The following is a 19,097-nucleotide window of genomic DNA, read 5'->3' on the forward strand; positions in this document are numbered from 1 at the left end:
GATTCACTCATGCTTGGGTGGGTAAATATTTGGTCACGTAATACAGTGTACGGTAGTCCAGCATCCATAACGGTTTTAATAATATTAATTATCTCATGTGAATCCACACACAGTAGCGATACACCTAATATCCTCCGAGTCTTTGTATCAACCACCGCCTTGAGCATACCGCGCGTATCATCCATCACCCGCGCCCGCGGGATCGCCGCAACGGGTAACGTCACGACCTGAACCTCCGCCCCGCTGGCTCTGGCCTGCTCTTCGCTCATCCCCACGCGAGAAAGCGGCGGCGTCATAAACACGGAGTACGGCACATTCGGGCGGTCGCCGGTGTTGCGCAAGCCTTCCCCCAATAAACCGTCGCGTACAATGCGGAAGTCATCCAGCGAGATATAGGTAAATTGCAAACCGCCGGTAACATCGCCCATGGCCCAGATATTATCTGCCGAGGTGCGCAGATATTTATTCACGATAATTCCGCCGCGATCGTTAACGTCCACGCCGGCATTTTTCAGCTGCAGTTTTTCCGTTGTCGGTTTGCGACCCGATGCCACCAGCAGCGCGTCCATCACACGCATCTCTTCTGGCATCTGTACCTGTACGGCACCGTCCAGAGACGATACCGAACCTACACTGGCGTTCAGAATTAGTTCGACGCCTTTATCGCGTAAAATTTGGGCAATGGCGTCGGCAATATCACGGTCTTCACGCGGTAAAAATAGCGGCGCGGCTTCAAAGATAGTGACCTTACTGCCAAAGTTGGCAAACATGGACGCGAATTCAACGCCAATGTACCCGCCCCCCAAAATCCCCAGTCGCTGCGGGCGCTGTGTCAGATTCAGCAATCCGGTGCTGTCGAACACGCCCGGCGTGTTGGATAATCCTTTAATATCAGGCATCGTCGACTGCGCACCGGTATTAATAAATATCTTCTCACCGCGAAGTTCACGCGTACCGGTCAACTGGACGACCCGCACGGTATGGTTGTCAACAAACTCGGCGCGCCCTTCAATCACATCCACATTGTCCAGATCGGCAAGGTTATGGAAATTTTTATCACGCAGGAAGCTAACAACGTCTGTTTTGCGCTGTATTGCGGCGGTAAAGTCATGCTGCATTTCGGCATCATGCACCAGCGTTTTGGTAGGTATACAGCCGATATTGATACATGTTCCGCCATACATGGTGTTGGACTGCTCAATAATCGCCACCTGCCAGCCCGCTTTTGCCAGCGTCGCCGCCAGCGTTTTACCTGCTTTGCCAAAACCAATAATGATCGCCTGATACTGATTCATGCTGCCTCTTTGCAAAATCACTGTTCATTTGTTAACCCGAAGTATAAGTACTCACGCACATGAACAACGTATCCATAACGCGCTTATTTTTGTCCAATCGTCTAAATGAGAATAAAAAATAAAGTGAAGCAAACCGCATTAATATTTACTAATCCTTTGATGGTATTAATTAAATATAGAATTACGGTGATAATAGAGATATTCCCACAGAAGAACATAACTGTTCAGGAGTCTTTATGAACGCGCTCAGCCGATTATTAACGCTTAACGACCCGCAGGGGTCGATTGATCAAAACTGCTTGTTGAGCAGAGACTGGCAGTTGCCACATGCTGCGGGAGAACTGTCCGTTATTCGTTGGCATACGGTAACCTAGGGTGCGGCTCAGCTTGACCTTCCGGACGGTTCGTCCTACACGCTGCATCCCGGTGCGGTCTGTATTCTGACGCAAAACTCCGCTCACCGGTTGTGCCAGTCAGGTGAGAAGCAAACACATATCGTCTGTGGAAGCCTGCGGTTGAAAGCATCCTCACGCTATTTTTTAACCGCACTGCCGGAGTTGCTCATTCTGGCCCCCGAGGACAATAGCCCCGACGGTCAGTGGCTGAGAGCCATGATTGAACTGCTGCAACGGGAATCAATGAGCACGCTGCCAGGTTCTGAGGTGGTATGCAGTCAGCAATGCGCCACGCTGTTTACCCTCGCCGTGCGCGAGTGGTTGGCGCAGGCCGCGCCGGGCAAAAACATACTGAATCTGTTGCTGCATCCCAAACTGGGGGCCATCGCTAACCTGATGCTGGAGTTGCCCGCTCATCCATGGACTGTCGAAGAACTGGCGCAGCGCGCGCATATGTCGCGGGCCAGCTTCGCACAACTGTTTCGTGAAATCTCAAACTCCACGCCGCTCGCGGTCTTAACCACGTTGCGTCTGCAATTCGCCGCCCAGATGTTAGCGCGTGATTCACGACCGTTGATCGTGATTGCTGAGGCGGTGGGCTATGCCAGCGAATCGTCGTTTCACAAAGTTTTTCTGCGTGAATACGGCTGCACACCGGGTGAGTACAGAAAGCGGGTCAAGGCGCTGGAAAAATAGCGCTGCGCCTTGTTGGGTTCTCAGGCACAACGCTATTCAGACGTTATTTCTGCGGACGATGACGGTGCAGCCACATCAGCTTATACGCCGCCGGAATGATAAACAGCGACAGCAGCGGTGCGGTGATCATCCCGCCAATCATCGGGGCGGCAATCCGGCTCATCACCTCCGACCCGGCCCCGGTACCCCATAAAATCGGCAGCAGGCCGGCAATAATCACCGCCACGGTCATCGCCTTGGGACGCACACGAAGCACCGCCCCGTGATACAGCGCCTCATCCAGCTTAGCCACCGTAAAGGTCTGCGGATTTTCAAGCGCAGGCTCCGCCTCAATAGCGTGGCGCAAATACATCAACATCACCACGCCAAACTCGGCGGCAACGCCTGCCAGCGCAATGAATCCGGTGCCAGTCGCCACCGACATATGGAACCCCATCCAGTAGAGGAACCAGATCCCGCCTACCAGTGCAAACGGCACGCTGGTGATAATCAGCAACGCTTCACCAAAACGACGGAACGCCAGATACAGCAGCACGAAGATGATCATCAACGTCATCGGCACCATCAGTTTGAGCTTATGACTGGCGCGCTCAAGCAACTCAAACTGGCCCGAAAACGCCACGCTGGTCCCCGGTTTTAGCTGGACGTTTTCAGCAATTGCTTTTTTCAGATCGTTCACCACCGAGACCATGTCACGATCGCGGGCATCGATGTAGATCCAACTGGTCGGTCGCGCGTTCTCGGTTTTCAACATTGACGGGCCTGAAACAACCTTCACATCTGCCACATCCGCCAGTGTGATTTGCTGCTTCATCGGCGTCAGGACCGGCAATTGTCGTAACGCTTCCGGACTGTCGCGATAGCTCTGCGGATAGCGGAGATTGATCGGATAGCGGGCAATCCCTTCCACCGTTTCGCCCACCATCGCGCCACCGACCGCCGAGGTAACGAACAGCTGCACATCGCCCACGGTCATGCCATAACGCGCGGCTTTCTCTCGCTGAATATCGACGCTGAGATAGCGTCCACCTTCCAGACGTTCCGCCAGCGCAGAGGCGACGCCCGGCACAGTTCTTGCCACCTCTTCAATTTGCTCTGCCGTGGCGTCAATATCCGCCAGCACGGTACCCGATACCTTAATTCCGATTGGACTTTTGATCCCGGTAGACAGCATGTCGATGCGGTTACGAATCGGCGGTACCCACAGGTTCGCCAGGCCCGGCAGCCGGACCGTTTTATCCAGTTCCTCGATGATTTTGTCCATCGTCATCCCCGGACGCCATTGATCCTGCGGTTTCAACTGGATGGTGGTTTCAACCATTTCCAACGGCGCGGAATCGGTGGCGGTTTCGGCCTTACCCGTTTTACCAAATACCCGCGCCACTTCCGGGACGGTCATGATCAGCTTGTCGGTTTTTTGCAACATATCCGCCGCCTGCGCCGCCGAGATCCCCGGCAGGGTCGAGGGCATATACAACAGGTCACCTTCGTTAATCTGCGGTAAGAACTCGCCGCCGACTTTATTGAGCGGGAAGATAACCGTCAGAATCGACAACACCGCCACCAACAGAGTGGCCTTCGGCCAGTGCAGCACCTTCAGCAGCAGCGGATGGTAGATACGAATTAAGAAACGGTTAAGCGGGTTGCTGCTTTCCGCCGGGATCTTGCCACGGATCCAGAATCCCATCAGGATTGGGATCACCACAATCGCCAGTAATGCCGCCCCGGCCATGGCATAAGTTTTGGTAAACGCCAGCGGACCAAACAGTCGCCCTTCCTGCCCCTCCAGGGTGAAAATAGGGATAAACGACAGGGTAATAATCAGCAAACTGATAAATAGCGCCGGGCCCACTTCCACCGAGGCGTTGGTGATCACCTGCCAGCGCGTGGCGTTATCCAGCTTTTCACCCGGATGCTGATGCGCCCACTCTTCCAGCCGCTTATGCGCATTCTCAATCATCACAATCGCGGCATCAACCATCGCCCCCACCGCAATGGCGATGCCGCCAAGCGACATAATATTGGCGTTTAGACCCTGGAAATGCATCACAATAAACGCAATACACAGCCCCAGCGGCAAGGATATTATCGCCACCAGCGCCGAGCGGATATGCCACAGGAACAGTGCACACACCAGCGCCACAACGATAAACTCTTCCAGCAGCTTGTAGCTCAGATTATCAATCGCACGGTCGATAAGCTGACTGCGATCGTATGTTGTCACGACTTCCACGCCTTCCGGCAGGCTGCTTTTCAGCGTCTCAAGTTTGGCTTTGACGGCGGAAATTACTTCACGCGCATTTTTACCCGAGCGCAGGATCACCACGCCGCCCGCCACTTCACCTTCGCCATTCAGTTCGGCGATGCCGCGGCGCATTTCCGGCCCAATTTGTACGCGGGCAACATCGCGCAGGTAAACCGGTACACCGTCAGCCCCGGATTTCAACACAATAGTGTTGAAGTCATCGAGGGTTTGCAGATACCCGCTGGCACGCACCATGTATTCAGCTTCCGCCATCTCCACGGATGAACCGCCCGCCTCCTGGTTAGACGCATCCAGCGCCGATTTCACCTCAGACAGGCTGATACCGTATTGCGTCAGCTTCATCGGGTCGATAACCACCTGGTACTCTTTGACCACGCCGCCTACCGACGCCACTTCCGCCACGTTGGGGATCGTTTTCAACTCATACTTTAAAAACCAGTCCTGCAGAGAGCGCAGTTCAGCCAGATCGTGTTTGCCGCTGCGGTCCACCAGCGCATATTCAAAGATCCAGCCGACGCCGGTGGCATCCGGCCCCATTTCCGCACTCACGCCTGCGGGCAGCTTTCCCTGCACCTGGTTGAGATATTCCAGTACGCGGGAGCGCGCCCAATAAGGATCAGTGCCATCTTCAAAAATGACATACACGTAAGAGTCACCAAACTGCGAGAAGCCGCGCACCGTTTTCGCACCGGGCACCGACAGCATGGTGGTGGTCAGAGGATAAGTGACCTGATTCTCAACGATTTGCGGAGCCTGTCCCGGATAGCTGGTTTTGATAATCACCTGCACATCAGAGAGATCCGGCAGTGCATCCACGGGGGTATTGATAATGGTCCATGTTCCCCAAATACTGAGGAACAATGCCCCCATCATCACCAGAAAACGGTTAGCCACCGAGCGGCGAATAATCCATTCAATCATGTGTTATATCCTCAGTGTGAATGGGTCGTCGGGGTCGGCATTACAGGCATAGCGGCGGCGTCTGGCGTCCTACTCTTTTGGGCGCGCATGCGATCCAGCGCACCGGCAATATTCGCCTCGGAATCAATCAGGAACAGACCGCTGGATACCACCTTCTCACCTTCCGTCAGGCCGGAGCGGATAGCCGTTAGCCCCTGAGATTCATGGAATACAGCAACCTGCTTCGGCACAAAGCGTCCGTCGTTATCCACGGTGATCACCCGCTGCTCGCTGCCGGTATCAATCAGTGCTTTGGACGGGATCAGCAGCATCGGCTCACTTTGTGTTTTCAGCTTGAGGTAAGCATTCATCCCTGGCTTGAGTGCCTCGTCAGGGTTTTCGACCTGCAAACGTAGCTGGAGGGTACGCGTCGTGGTATCCACGCTCGGCAAAATACTCCACTTGCTGATGGTGAACGTTTTATCCGGCCAGGCGGGCACGGTAATCGCAAACTGCGAGGCGTCTTTAATCAACCAGGCGATAGATTCCGGGACCGATGCGCTGACCCACACCGGATCCATCCCCTGAATTTTTGCTACCACGTTATCTTTCGAAATGTTCATGCCGGTGCGCAAATCAAAGGCGGTGATCACCCCATCAATAGGGGCGCGCAGGGTGAAGCGGGTTTGAATTTTACGCGTCGATTTTAAGCGCTGGATGTCCTGCTCGGGCATCCCGGCCAGACGCAATCTTTCGAGAATACCGTCAACTTGAGTGGCTGTACCGCCGGTCTCGCGCAGCAGCAGATATTCGCTCTGCGCTTCAACCCAGTCGGGGATGGTCAGATCAATCAGCGGCGCGCCTTGTTTAATTTTATCGCCTATGGTCAGCGGATACACTTTTTCGATAAAGCCTGCGGAGCGGGCCTGCACAATCACAAACTGATATTCGTTATAGCTGACGTTGGCCGGGAACGTTTGTGCATACTGCAACGGTCCACGACGTACGGCCTCAGTTTTTAGCCCCAGATTTTGGGTTTGCGTCGGATCGATTCGCACCCCTGCTGCTGAATCGCTCGTGGTCTCTTCATCGGCATATTTCGGGATCAGATCCATATCCATAAACGGCGATTTACCCGGCTTATCAAAACGGGTATTCGGATACATCGGGTCATACCAGAACAGGACTTTACGCGCTTCTTTTTGCGCAGCAGGGCCACTGTCGGTCGGGACGTTTGCTGATGACAAATAAGGATAGATACCGACAGCAATAACCCCACCGGCAATCATGCTGGCAAGAATAAGCGCGGTATTTTTAATATTTAAAGACGCCATAGTGATTTCCATTGCGCGAATGTCTCACCCGCGCTCAGAGAAGGCGGGAGAGAATAAAAGAGACCTGCGAATTGCGTTATTGACTGACGTGAATATCACGTAATACAGAGAGATTTCCCTGTTGAACAAAGGTAAAGGCGACCTTATCGCCGGGCTTAATATCGTCAGCCTTCGTTTCCGGGACCAGCGTAAATCGCATGGTCATCGCAGGCCAGTTCACCGCCGGAATAGGTTCGTGCTTGATGGTGATTTTTTTGCTCGCCATATCAATAGATTCAATCACGCCCGTGGCGCTGATGACTTGCTCCTGCTGGGTAGCGGGCTGCATATTCATCATCTCGCCATGCTGATGTTCATTGGCCTGAGCATTAAACATAACCACAGACAACAAAGTAAACAAAGCGGCTTTAGCGGTACTTTTCATGTCATATACTCCTGAGAATTTATAATTAAATATCATTCAACCCAGCCGCCGCCTAAGGCAGCAAACAGCTTAATTTCATTAACCTGCTGGGCGTAATTAAGATCGAGCAGTGATTGCCGGGTAGCGAATAAAGAACGCTCTGCGTCCAGTACTTCGATATAACTCACCGCACCATGTTGATAGAGCGCTCTGGCGCGTTGCAGCGTGATTTGCAAAGAGTCCAGATAGCGCTTTTGAGCAGTAATTTGATCTGCCAGGCTTTGGCGCAACACCAGCGCATCCGCCACTTCTTTAAACGCATTCTGGATTTTTTGTTCGTAGTTCACCACCGACTGCTGCTGACGAATTTCGGCCAAATCGAGGTTTGACTGATTACGTCCGGCGTTAAAAATCGGAATATCGATTTTGGGTACGAAATTCCACATGCCGCTGGCTGCATTAAATAAGCTGGAGAGATCACTGCTGCTACCCGATACCGAACTGGTGAGGGTAATGGACGGGAAAAAGGCCGCCCGTGCAGCACCGATGTTGGCATTTGCCGCCATTAACGCATGCTCGGCTTCTAAAATATCCGGTCGCTGGAGCAGTATTTGCGACGGCAGAGACGGCGGCAGCGTCACCGCGTTGATATCACCCCGGCGGCTCACCCGGTCATCCGGTAATTTCCCGTAAGTACCCAGCAACAGTTGCAGCGCATTATTCGCTTGCGCCAGTTCGCCTTTACGTTTGGCGATATCGGCACGCGTGCTTTCAATTACGCCCCGCGCCTGTTCCAGCGCCAGCACGTTGGTGCTTCCCGTCAGCAACTGTTTTTCGACAAAGGCATAAGAGCGCTGATAGTTTTTCAGTGTCTCTTCGGCAATTTGCAACTGCGCATAAGCCAGGCGCTGGTTGAAATAACTTTGCGATACATTGGAGATTAATAAGATATGCACTGCCCGACGCGCTTCTTCACTGGCAAAGAAAGTCTGTCGTTCGGCTTCACTCATATTTTTCAACCGACCGAAGAAATCCAAATCAAAACTGAGATTCAGTCCGGCCTCAAATTCTTTCTGTGTGCTGGTTTCGCCTTTGAATTTGCCGCTATAAGTACCGCTGGAACCGGAATTAAGCTGCGGATAGCGGTCTGCATCCGTCACCCCATATTGTGCTCGCGCTTCCTGAACCTTAAGGGTGGCCATGCGCAAATCACGGTTATTCAGCAGCGCCTCACCAATCAGCGCTTTCACCTGATCGTCAACGAAAAAGGTACGCCAGCCCGTATCCTGGTATCCCTGTGGTGCCAGAACCAGCGCATTCTGGCTTAAAGAGAATTGTTGCGGTACCGGCATCACTGGACGCTGATAATCCGGTGCCAGCGAACAACCGGCCAAAATAAAAACAGCGCTGAGGGTAAGAAGCTTAAATTTGCACATAGTTCTTTTTTGTCCAAACCGGACTGGAATGTGAATTTATTACCCTGCACCTTACCGAATCGACTCTGTTTAAGCGGTGACAGGAAAATGACAAAGCTGTCATTTTCCCAATAACTCATTGCTATCCGATCCCGCTTCTCTAGAATTGAAACCCGCACAGCCAGTGGGTGAAGGAGAATGTGATGAAGATTTTGGTCGTCGAAGATGAGAAAAAAACCGGCGAATACCTGACGAAAGGCCTGACGGAAGCCGGTTTTGTTGTCGATTTGGCGGATAACGGTCTGAACGGATATCACCTGGCCATGACCGGAGATTATGACCTGATCATTCTCGACATCATGCTGCCTGACGTGAACGGTTGGGACATTGTGCGTATGCTGCGCAGCGCCAATAAAGGCATGCCGATTCTTCTCCTCACCGCACTGGGGACGATTGAACACCGGGTCAAAGGTCTGGAACTGGGGGCAGATGATTACCTGGTGAAACCCTTTGCCTTTGCCGAACTGCTGGCACGGGTCAGAACGCTGCTACGCCGTGGCGCGGCAGTGATCGTCGAAAGTCAGTTTCAGGTTGCGGATTTAATGGTCGATCTGGTCAGCCGAAAAGTCACCCGCAGCGGCGCTCGCATTACCCTCACCAGCAAAGAATTTACGCTACTTGAGTTTTTCCTGCGCCATCAGGGGGAAGTATTACCCCGCTCGCTGATTGCCTCACAGGTCTGGGACATGAATTTTGACAGCGACACTAATGCAATTGACGTCGCCGTGAAGCGCCTGCGCGCTAAAATTGATAATGATTTTGAACCGAAGCTGATTCAGACCGTACGCGGCGTGGGATATATGCTTGAGGTACCGGATGGTCATTAACCGCCTGAAACGCCCTTTTTCACTGGCCACACGGCTGACCTTTTTTATCAGCCTTGCGACTATCGCCTCATTTTTCGCCTTTGCCTGGATAATGATCCACTCAGTGAAGGTCCATTTTGCCGAGCAGGATATCACCGATTTAAGAGAGATAAGCACCACGCTGGAACGGATCCTTAATCAACCTAACGAAGCAGAATCCCGCCGGCTGGAAATCTTAAAAAACGTGGTTTCCGGTTACTCTAACGTCATTATTTCACTGGAAGATGCTAACCAAAAGGCCATTTTCCATTCACCTGGCGCGCCGGATCTACGCCAATTTATTGCCCACGCGACGCCGGATAAAAACGCCGGTAATAATAATGTCTTTTTAATCTCTGGCCCTACGCTACGCACGCCGAATCACGATCACAGGCAAAACACGCCCTCCAACTGGCGGATGATTCGTTTGCCAGTTGGCCAGTTAGCGGACGGCAAACCAGCCTGGACGCTGTATATGGCGTTATCGATAGACTTTCATCTGCACTATATTAACGATCTGAAAAACAAGCTGATTATGACGGCATCGCTGATCAGCATGATGATTATTTTCATCGTGTTGTTCGCCGTCTATAAAGGCCATGAACCGATCCGGAACGTCAGCCGCCGTATCCAGAACATTACCTCTAAGAATCTCGATGTCCGCCTCGATCCCCAGGCCGTACCGATTGAGCTGGAGCAACTGGTCGGGTCGTTTAACCATATGATCGAACGTATCGAGGACGTGTTTAAACGCCAGTCCAATTTCTCAGCGGATATTGCCCATGAGATCCGCACGCCCATCACCAACCTGGTCACCCAAACGGAAATTGCGCTCAGCCAACCCCGTAGCCAGAAAGAGCTGGAAGACGTTCTCTATTCCAATCTCGAAGAGTTTGGCCGGATGTCGAAGATGGTGAGCGACATGCTGTTCCTGGCACAGGCGGACAACAATCAACTGATCCCGGAAAAGACGGCGCTCAACCTGGCGGATGAGGTCGGTAAGGTGTTTGACTTTTTCGAGGCGTGGGCAGAAGAGCGCGAGGTCAGCTTACGCTTTGAGGGCCACCCATGTTGGGTGTCTGGCGATCCGTTAATGCTGCGCAGAGCCCTAAGTAATCTGCTGTCGAACGCCATGCGTTACACCCCCAGAGGCCAGTCGGTGATCGTACGGGTTAAAGAGGCGGATGGACAGGTACACATCATTATCGAGAATCCCGGCACGCCCATCGCTGCGGAACATCTGCCGCGACTGTTTGACCGTTTCTATCGCGTAGACCCGTCGCGACAGCGTAAAGGCGAAGGTAGTGGCATTGGTCTGGCGATTGTGAAATCAATTGTCACGGCCCATCAGGGGAAGGTGGCTGTCACCTCCGACGCTCGCGCTACCCGCTTTATTCTGACGCTGCCAAAACATGCGATTTAGCCCTGCTGGATGGCACAAATGTGCCATCCGTTGACCACCTGATATTTTTATTTATTCTCTGACACAACCGTCATAATTCTGTCACCTCGCTGAGCGCACCTGCTTATTATAATTTCTTCCGTAAACCCACACTGGAGAAATATGATGAACAAGATATCTTCCTTTTTTGCTATTGCATTTTTTATCTCAGCTGGCGTGAACGCAGCAGAAACCGTTGATACACATCAACAGGCGGCGATGGCCCATGAAATGATGGATAATAGCAATGCCCCTGCTCATCAGAAAATGGTGCAGGCGCATCAGGCACAAGCGCATAATAGCCAGACCACGAAGACTGTTGCGCCATCATTTTCACAAATGGATGAGCATGAAAAAGCGATGGTCGTACATGAGTCAATGAATAACGGCCATGCGTCTTCACATCAGCAACAGGCAGAAAAACATCGCCAACAGATCCCCACACAGGGATAATTCATGTACTATTCTGGATGAATAACGCCACTCTCCCATTACGGATGGAAATTCCATGAATAAGCTATTCAGCGCCTTTGGTTTTCAGCAAACACGCCTGCGTTTGCTGGCAAACATTAAATCACATGGCCTTGTTTTATTTGGCGAGTTTGATCATGCCAAGGCTGCTGCTGAGGTGGAGCTAATACTTCCTCCCACTACGGTACTTATTTTTGGTAACCCCAAAGGGGTACTGCGCTAATGTTGCAGCATCCAGAATTAGCGCTCGACTTACCCTTCCGGGTATTAATTAGCCAACAACCGGATGGGCAGGTTTGGGTCGGTTTTCACCCTGTCGAAACCCTGGAGAAGTACGGGCTGGATACGCGTGCCATTCAGGTGCTAAAAAACATGGAAAATCTTGTAGAACAAAGCATTACCAGCACTGACTGAGTCGCGCATGCAGGCTTATTAATTAATAAGCCTGCGCTTTATCATTATCCCCATCATTCTGTCCCTGCATGATTAATGTCAATATTAATATTCTATTAAATCTCTCAGAAAAAAGTAAAACACCGGAAAAATAATAACTAGATTGTATATAATAAGTAAAATATCCACGTATCATGTTGCAAAGAACCAGGATTTTACGTCTTCATTAAATATAAATTAAGAATCCCCCTGGTATGCACAGCCAATATTTAATGGGAGACTTTTCTCGTCATAAACATGACAACAAGAAAATGAATATTCCTATAAATAAATTCAATGATGATAGTGAGTAAAAGAATGAATAAACGTCTGCTGGCCATCTTTGTCCTGGGTCTGACAACCGCCACAACTGCATGTGCCATTACCCCGGCAATGCAGAAAAAATATGAACGCTCAGGTTGTACGCAGATGAGTGAACTCAACGGTTGCGATGTGAATAAATCTTATGAGTGGAACCGCGATCACGGATTTATCGGCGATGCTGAAAACCATCATCAGCGCCATCACCGCCATGGCGAAGACCGCCAGAGCTCTGACAATCAGGATAATCATGACCAGGCCGGTATCGACGGTAAGTTCACCGGTAATTATGTGGCTAAGTTTGAAAACGGCCAGCGCAGCGTTGATATTCACGTAGAAGATTCCGGTGTTTACGTAAACGGTAATGAAGTACGCGACGTGAATACCTATAAAGATACGATGACCTTCCGCGTGGGGTATGCCACTTACACCCTGAAAGCGAATGGTCGCGGTAGCTGGAACGATAGCGACGCCGGTAACGCTGGCAAAATTGTGCGTGAATAACGGACTACGCCACAATGAAAAAACTGATATCCGCACTGGTAATAATGGCCAGTCTGGCAGGCTGCGCTGAGCATCCGTATCTTTCAGCAGCAGCGGCAGGTGTAGGCGCTGCTGCGGTTGCCACGGCAATTGCTAACCACAAGAATCGTGAATCCAAACGCGATAAAGAGCATAAACACCAGGAGCAGGAAGAAAGAGAAAACCAGCACGCCTGGCGACATCACCACCACCATGACGACGACAATGACGCATACTATCGCCGCTAAGTAGCCTCGAAGAGCGCTGGGATCACAGCGCTCTTACCTTCCGTGCGTTACAGTATGACGCTTTAACGCCGGAGTCTGGTATGGCTTTAACCCTTACGGTATTGCTTGAAAACACGCGCGCTGTCGGTGTAGACAAATCATTGCAGGTTAAACCCGGGTTAAGCCTGTTAGTTCAGGATGAAACAACCACCATCCTGTTTGACACCGGGCCGGATGACAGCTTTATGCTGAACGCTGCGCGAATGGGCGTTGATTTGTCTCAACTTACCGCCGTGGTGCTTTCGCACGGCCATTACGATCACTGTGGTGGCGTACCGTGGCTTGCAGATAACACGCGCGTTATCTGCCATCCGCAAATTGCCTGCGAACGTTATTCCGCAATCACCCTTGCCGGATATAGCCAAAAAATAAAAAAATTATCACGCGATAATGATTACTCTCGTCTGAACATGGTATATACCCGCGAGCCATTCCCTATTAGCGAACGCTTTCTGTGGTCCGGGGAAATCAACGTACCGACTCCGCAGGCCTATGGCATTATTCAAGAGCAAACATCCCAACGCGATTACATCACCGACGAAGGTGTATTGATTTATCAGTCTGAGCGCGGATTGGTCATTATTACCGGCTGCGGGCATCGCGGAATAGAAAACATCGTCCGCCACTGTCAAAATATTACTGGCATCAAAAAGATCCACGCCCTGATCGGCGGATTTCATTTACGCGCGGCGTCACCGTATAAACTGTGGCAGGTCAGGCAGTTTCTTTATCAACAAAAACCCGAAAAGCTGCTCGGCTGTCATTGCACCGGTTCGTGGGGACGCCTGTGGCTAAACGGAATAGACGCCCCTGCTACTGGAGATGTTATTGTTCTCGCATAACCTCACGTCACAACTGACGCGGAGAATACAAATGAAACGGGAACCTTGCGGTTCCCGTTGGGCAAAATTACTTGGGCTATCCCGGCCCGCACTGCTACATCGTTACGATTTCAGGCTCATCAAATACGGTAAGTTTTGGCGCTTCGCCGGTATATTTTTCTGCGTATACCAGACTGGTGTTACCTGCACAGCCATTCGCCAGTCTTGAAGTTGGAATATCCGCCGTCAATACGTTGGCCCCACCGTTTTTACAGATACCGTTTTCGATATCTGGCCAGGCCCCTTCATGAATACAGATGATCCCAGGTTTGATCCCATCGCTAACGTGCGCTCCAACCAGCACCTGTCCACGACCATTCCAGACGCGCACCAAATCCCCCTCGGCGATACCTCTGGCTTTTGCATCGTCCGGGTGAATAGTCACCGGTTCACGATTGGCAATGGCGTACTCTTTACGCAACGCAGCATAGTTCAACTGACTGTGCAGACGATGCGCGGGATGCGCTGTCAGTAGCTGCAGCTGATCCTTATCCGCAGAGCCTTTCCACTCATCCGGTTCAATCCAGGACGCATGCGGCGGGCAGTCTTTATATTTATAGCCCTCAATCGTTTTCGAGTAGATTTCAATCTTACCGCTAGGCGTACCGAGCGCATTCATAACCGGATCGCTACGGAAATCGGCGTAGCGCACATATTTGTTGTTCTTCTCATTTTCCCGCATTTCGATCAGTTTATTCTGCTGCCAGAATGCGTTGAACTGTGGCATGGCGACGCGCTGGGCGCGGGCGGCTTTTTGCGCGACATCGTAGAATTGCTTCAGCCACGCCATTTCATCTTTGCCTTCAGTGTAGACCGCTTTGCCACCTGGCTTGAGCATCTCAGCCAGATCGGCAAACACATCAAAGTCGCTACGCGCTTCAAATTGTGGCTCGATGACCTGCTTCATCGGCACCAGATGCTGGTTGCTGTAATCACCAGTCATGGTCAGATCGTTACGTTCAAACGAAGTGGTGATCGGCAGGACGATATCGGCATGTTTGGCCGCGGCAGTCCAGTAACACTCTGAGATAACAACCAACTCTGGTTTCTGCCAGGCTTTGATTAAGCGGTTGGTATCCTGATGGTGGGTAAAGTTAGCGCCACCCGCCCACCAAATCATTTTGATCTCCGGGAAGGTCTGCTCTTTACCATTATGCTGATATTTTCCGCCCGGATTCTCCAGCGCTTCAACGATACGTGCCACCGGCAGGTTTGTCACAGCATCTGAAACCGCCCAGTCATTACCTGCTGACGAGCCGCCCTCAATTTTGGCTGAAATCGCTGGTAATACCCCGCCGGTGCGCGTCGGGTTTCCGCCGTTGGAGTAGTGATAAGAGAAACCAAAACCACCGCCCTCGGTACCAATTTGCCCGAGCATTGCCGCCAGCGTCACCAACATCCAGTGTTTTTGCTCACCGTATTGTTGACGTTGGATCCCCCACCCTGCCATCAGCATGGTTTTGTTACTGGAGAAAATATCTGCCAGTTTCTCCAGCTGTTCCGCAGGTACGCCACACACGCCTGATGCCCATGCAGCAGTTTTCTCAATGTTGTCGCTCTTGCCCAGCAGATATTCTTCAAACTGCGGGTATCCGGTGGTGTATTTTTCCAGGAACGCTTTGTCGTGGAGATTTTTCTTCACCAGCGTATGGGCAATGCCGAGCATCATCGCAACGTCAGTGCCCATGTTAGGCGCAATCCAAGTGGCGTTATCCCCGAAGAACTCAATCGTTTCAGAACGCATCGGATCGATGGCGATGACGCTTTTCCCTGATTTCTTCAGCAGATTAAAGTATTCGATTCCTTGTTCGTCCGTACTGCTCCAGGCAATTTTTAACGTATTGAGCGGGTTCATTCCCCACAGCACCACAACCTGACTGTGCTCAAGCACCATCGGCCAGGTGGTTTGCTGCTCGTAAACCTCAACCGATCCCACAACGTAGGGCATGATGACCTGTGCGGCCCCGGTGGAATAATCTCCGGTGTGGCCCGCGTAGCCGCCCGCCATGCTCATGTAACGTTGCAACAACGTTTGCGCTTTATGTAAAACACCGCTGGAGCGCCAGCCATAAGAACCAGCAAACACCGCAGCTGGGCCATAGTTACTGCGGATCCGGCTATGCTGTTCATGAATCAGTTTCAGCGCCTGCTCCCAACTCACCCGCACGAAAGGATCGCTGCCACGTTTGCCATCCGCTTTCCCAGGGTTTTCCAGAAAGCTTTTGCGCACCATCGGATATTTTACGCGGATTTGAGTATGCACCTGGTCCGGTGCCGTTTGTTGTAATGAGTTCGGTACTGTTTTCGGTAATGCACCTTTCGAAGAAACAACCTTGCCGTCTTTCACTTCCACATACACCGCACCCCAACGTGCGGCCGTCAGTATTGCCCCGCCATTTTGGCCTTCTGCCCAGGCTGGCATCGGGATCACCGAAGAAATCGCCATAGTCCCGGTTGCCGCGCCAGCCGTCTTGATAAAGTCACGTCTTGTGAGTTTCATGATTTCTCCTGGTGTTATCGCTTATTTGTTCATATCTTTCGCGTTGTACTGGAAGTAACGGCTCAGGATATCCAGTTCGTTTTCACTGATGTTGGTGCGAGCGCCCATCCCTTTTGCCACCGAAGGCCAGGCGTTGAGCGTAAAGTGATTAGCGGGAATAGGTGCATGACAGCCAGCGCAATACACATTATCGAGCTTGCGGGCGTAATCCCACATTGGTTCACGACTGGCAAGCGCGGAGCCACTCCACTCACCTTGCAGGGCCACATCCCGCCACGTATTGCCGTAGTCATCCGTTTTCCAGTCGGAGAGAACCTTGAGTGACTGTTGTCCTTTTTCACTGAGGCTTGCAAGGATCAGACGCTGACCCGCCGCATAGTAAATAATTTGTTCTGTTCCCTGCATCTGGCTGCCGCGGATCTCCACCAGCCGCGAATTTTCCGTCGATTTTAGTACCTGCATTTTGGTCGCCGGATACACCGTACCCAGATCGCCAAGCGCAGTATTACTGACGGCGTAAAGCTCTTTCGCCGTTGCTGGCGTAGAGGCGGACTGTGCCTCCAGCCCTTTAAGGGCACTGTCATCCATTTTTATTTCAGGTGGGAAGTGAGCGACGCCTTTGTGACAATCAATACAGGTTTGTTTTTCCGCAATACCCATTTTGTGCATTTTCTGGGCATCGGCGCTTTGTGAGGCAAGATCCATCGCATCCATACTGTGACAACTGCGACATGTCGCCGAGTCACTGGCTTTCAGTTGCGCCCACACGGTTTGCGCCATCTCCAGGCGATGCGCTTCAAATTTTTCCGGGGTATCGATCTTTTTGGTGACGAACTGATGATAAACATCTTTTGACGCTCGCAGCTTAGCTACCAGAAAATCCAGACCATCTTGCGGAATATGGCAATCCGCACATTCAGCGCGAATACCTTTCTTATTCTGAAAATGGACCGAACCGGTATATTCCTCGTAAGGCGCTTGCATCGTATGGCATGACAGGCAAAATTCAGTACTCGACGTTTTATGTAATGTCCATTGTCCAGCCAAAACAATCACTGCCCCCAAAACAATGCACAGCAGCATTGTCCATAGGATAGTTTTATTTATTTTTCTCATCTTTCATTCCCACAGGCCACCTACCCTTTAATAGGTAGACAGTAATTACACTGGCTTGGTTACTTCTTGATATTCATCAAGGCCAGAAGGAAATGAGAATCAGCATGTAGGCAAATTTGAAGGCGATCGCATATTTAATATAATAAGAATTTATCTATATAGTTTAGCTTAAAAACAGAATATAAATCCCGATCGTGAGTTTAAAAGGCTATTATTCAATAAAAAATCGGTGTAAAAAGTGGAAATCTCAGCGTAGGGATAAATATTACCCCTTCCCTCCCATCGCTGTATAAATAAATATACAATGAAAAAGGTAAAAATGGATCTCTTTTACGCAGGGTAGATATGAAGATAATCACACATCCTTGATCTGGTCACTTATCATACAGAAACAACATTAGTTACACTCTGGGCAGAGGTAAACAAACAGGAGGTAGTGAATATGTATCGCTCAATTCTGGTTCCCATTGATATCTCTGAAGCCGATGTAACTCGCCAGGTGATTCCTCAGGTCGAGGCGCATGCAAAAACGGCAAAGGTCCATTTTTTAGCCGTTATCCCCACCGTCCCATTCTACGCGTCACTGGGACTGGCCTACTCCAATGAATTCCCGGACAGAAGTGGCATACAGGCTAAGGCCACCGAAAAACTACAAGAGATCGTTAAGCAATTCAACATTCCTGCCGGCAGGACAGAACTCCATGTGGTTTACGGCCCGCCTAAAGATCAGATACTGAAGTTAGCGGAAGCAGTGGACACGGACCTCATCATCATTGGTTCACATAAGCCGGGTTTTAGCACTTATCTACTGGGTTCAACAGCCTCCGCCGTGGTGCGCCACGCAAAATGTCCGGTACTTGTGGTGCGATAATTTCGCCAGAAATCACTATCACGGGAGCGAATCAGCTCCCGTTCTTATTTCCTGAATTTTACAGAAAAGTCAAACATGGGGCGACAGATTTGGCGCAATGGAGAGTGCAACAGGAACAGCGAAGGAGAAATGCTATCGAAATGGTACGCCCTGTAGGATTCGAACCTACGACCTACGGCTTAGAAGTTCCTAGAACCACCTTCTAAGTCAATAACCTACCCCATCAACACTGCGCTCACACGTCCCATCTTCGAAAAACATGCAAAGCCTTGCAAACCGATGCAAAGCTTTGTGTGTCCCACTTATGTCCCTTATTTTACGCCCACGCAGTCCATGCCACCCCATCAAATCGCCTTTTTTTCACATCTCCTGTATCAATCGATGTGGCAACCTGATAACTACCTTTTCCCGGTATGTCTAGGTCTGTTGATGTAGAAACGAAATCAATAACCCAATTACCACCACCTGGCATTCCATTACCTGAAAATTGGAATAACTTTCCGTAACCCCTAAAGTTAAGTAAGGTATCCAAGTCATAAGAAGTGTATTGATAAATATTTTCGTATACCTGATGCCTAATATTAAGAAAATTGCCAAGTATTAAGTCGCTTTGAACCACATTATGTGGAGGCATTCCCCAACCGTC

General features: G+C 50.9%; 15 protein-coding genes and 2 pseudogenes. 9 read left to right on the forward strand and 8 right to left on the reverse strand.

From position 1 onward, the window contains the following. On the reverse strand, positions 1-1,295 hold a 1,295-nt coding region (gene rclA, locus IMQ48_RS15185; RefSeq protein WP_196209703.1), incomplete at its 3' end, for a reactive chlorine resistance oxidoreductase RclA. Positions 1,296-1,531: 236 nt separating this feature from the next. Here rclA and rclR point away from each other — a divergent pair. After that, a pseudogene (gene rclR, locus IMQ48_RS15190) lies at positions 1,532-2,386 on the forward strand (reactive chlorine-specific transcriptional regulator RclR). A gap of 43 nt (positions 2,387-2,429) precedes the next feature. Here rclR and IMQ48_RS15195 read toward each other — a convergent pair. From IMQ48_RS15195 to IMQ48_RS15210, 4 genes are all read right to left on the reverse strand, one after another. Continuing rightward, a complete protein-coding gene (locus IMQ48_RS15195) occupies positions 2,430-5,573 on the reverse strand; it encodes a CusA/CzcA family heavy metal efflux RND transporter (RefSeq protein WP_196209704.1) in 3,144 nt (1,047 codons plus the stop codon). Positions 5,574-5,584: 11 nt separating this feature from the next. Further along, the gene (locus tag IMQ48_RS15200; protein WP_196209705.1) at positions 5,585-6,886 is read right to left on the reverse strand and encodes an efflux RND transporter periplasmic adaptor subunit; all 1,302 of its coding nucleotides are present in this window, start codon (positions 6,884-6,886) and stop codon (positions 5,585-5,587) included. Positions 6,887-6,962: 76 nt separating this feature from the next. Next, complete coding sequence (gene cusF / locus IMQ48_RS15205; protein WP_196209706.1) at positions 6,963-7,310, reverse strand: cation efflux system protein CusF; 348 nt, start codon at positions 7,308-7,310, stop codon at positions 6,963-6,965. 32 nt (positions 7,311-7,342) lie between these two features. Further along, the gene (locus IMQ48_RS15210; RefSeq protein ID WP_196209707.1) at positions 7,343-8,725 is read right to left on the reverse strand and encodes an efflux transporter outer membrane subunit; all 1,383 of its coding nucleotides are present in this window, start codon (positions 8,723-8,725) and stop codon (positions 7,343-7,345) included. Between the two features lie 182 nt (positions 8,726-8,907). On the opposite strand from IMQ48_RS15210, the gene cusR reads away from it, so the two are divergent. The 7 genes and pseudogenes from cusR (at position 8,908) to IMQ48_RS15245 (ending at position 13,925) form a co-directional block, all read left to right on the forward strand. Then, positions 8,908-9,591, forward strand: a complete 684-nt coding sequence (gene cusR / locus IMQ48_RS15215) for a copper response regulator transcription factor CusR (RefSeq protein WP_196209708.1) — start codon at positions 8,908-8,910, stop codon at positions 9,589-9,591. Then, the gene (locus IMQ48_RS15220; protein ID WP_196209709.1) at positions 9,581-11,032 is read left to right on the forward strand and encodes a Cu(+)/Ag(+) sensor histidine kinase; all 1,452 of its coding nucleotides are present in this window, start codon (positions 9,581-9,583) and stop codon (positions 11,030-11,032) included. Before cusR ends, IMQ48_RS15220 begins: the two co-directional genes overlap by 11 nt. Before the next feature lie 144 nt (positions 11,033-11,176). Beyond that, entirely contained in the window at positions 11,177-11,503 is a 327-nt protein-coding gene (locus tag IMQ48_RS15225) for a copper-binding protein (protein WP_196209717.1), read from the forward strand. Between the two features lie 52 nt (positions 11,504-11,555). Next, positions 11,556-11,935 (forward strand): annotated as a pseudogene (locus tag IMQ48_RS23220) (DUF302 domain-containing protein); the annotation flags it as partial. Positions 11,936-12,271: 336 nt separating this feature from the next. Continuing rightward, the gene (locus tag IMQ48_RS15235) at positions 12,272-12,778 is read left to right on the forward strand and encodes a hypothetical protein (RefSeq protein WP_196209710.1); all 507 of its coding nucleotides are present in this window, start codon (positions 12,272-12,274) and stop codon (positions 12,776-12,778) included. Positions 12,779-12,792: 14 nt separating this feature from the next. Further along, positions 12,793-13,044, forward strand: coding sequence for a membrane lipoprotein lipid attachment site-containing protein (locus tag IMQ48_RS15240; protein ID WP_196209711.1), 252 nt, complete (start codon positions 12,793-12,795; stop codon positions 13,042-13,044). 80 nt (positions 13,045-13,124) lie between these two features. After that, positions 13,125-13,925, forward strand: coding sequence for an MBL fold metallo-hydrolase (locus IMQ48_RS15245; RefSeq protein ID WP_196209712.1), 801 nt, complete (start codon positions 13,125-13,127; stop codon positions 13,923-13,925). 94 nt (positions 13,926-14,019) lie between these two features. Here IMQ48_RS15245 and IMQ48_RS15250 read toward each other — a convergent pair whose 3' ends face one another. Continuing rightward, positions 14,020-16,464: a trimethylamine-N-oxide reductase 2 gene (locus IMQ48_RS15250; protein WP_196209713.1), complete on the reverse strand. Its 2,445-nt coding sequence runs from the start codon at positions 16,462-16,464 to the stop codon at positions 14,020-14,022. A 21-nt stretch (positions 16,465-16,485) separates the two neighbouring features. Beyond that, positions 16,486-17,580, reverse strand: coding sequence for a NapC/NirT family cytochrome c (locus IMQ48_RS15255; RefSeq protein ID WP_196209714.1), 1,095 nt, complete (start codon positions 17,578-17,580; stop codon positions 16,486-16,488). 442 nt (positions 17,581-18,022) lie between these two features. Between IMQ48_RS15255 and uspF the strand changes: the two genes are divergently transcribed. Next, positions 18,023-18,451: a universal stress protein UspF gene (gene uspF, locus IMQ48_RS15260; RefSeq protein ID WP_196209715.1), complete on the forward strand. Its 429-nt coding sequence runs from the start codon at positions 18,023-18,025 to the stop codon at positions 18,449-18,451. A gap of 316 nt (positions 18,452-18,767) precedes the next feature. On the opposite strand, the gene IMQ48_RS15265 is transcribed toward uspF, so the two are convergent. Then, on the reverse strand, positions 18,768-19,097 hold a 330-nt coding region (locus tag IMQ48_RS15265; RefSeq protein ID WP_196209716.1), incomplete at its 5' end, for a hypothetical protein.

The sequence above is a fragment of the Citrobacter sp. Res13-Sevr-PEB04-36 genome (assembly GCF_015672735.1).
In the GTDB taxonomy this organism is placed as follows: Bacteria; Pseudomonadota; Gammaproteobacteria; order Enterobacterales; family Enterobacteriaceae; genus Citrobacter.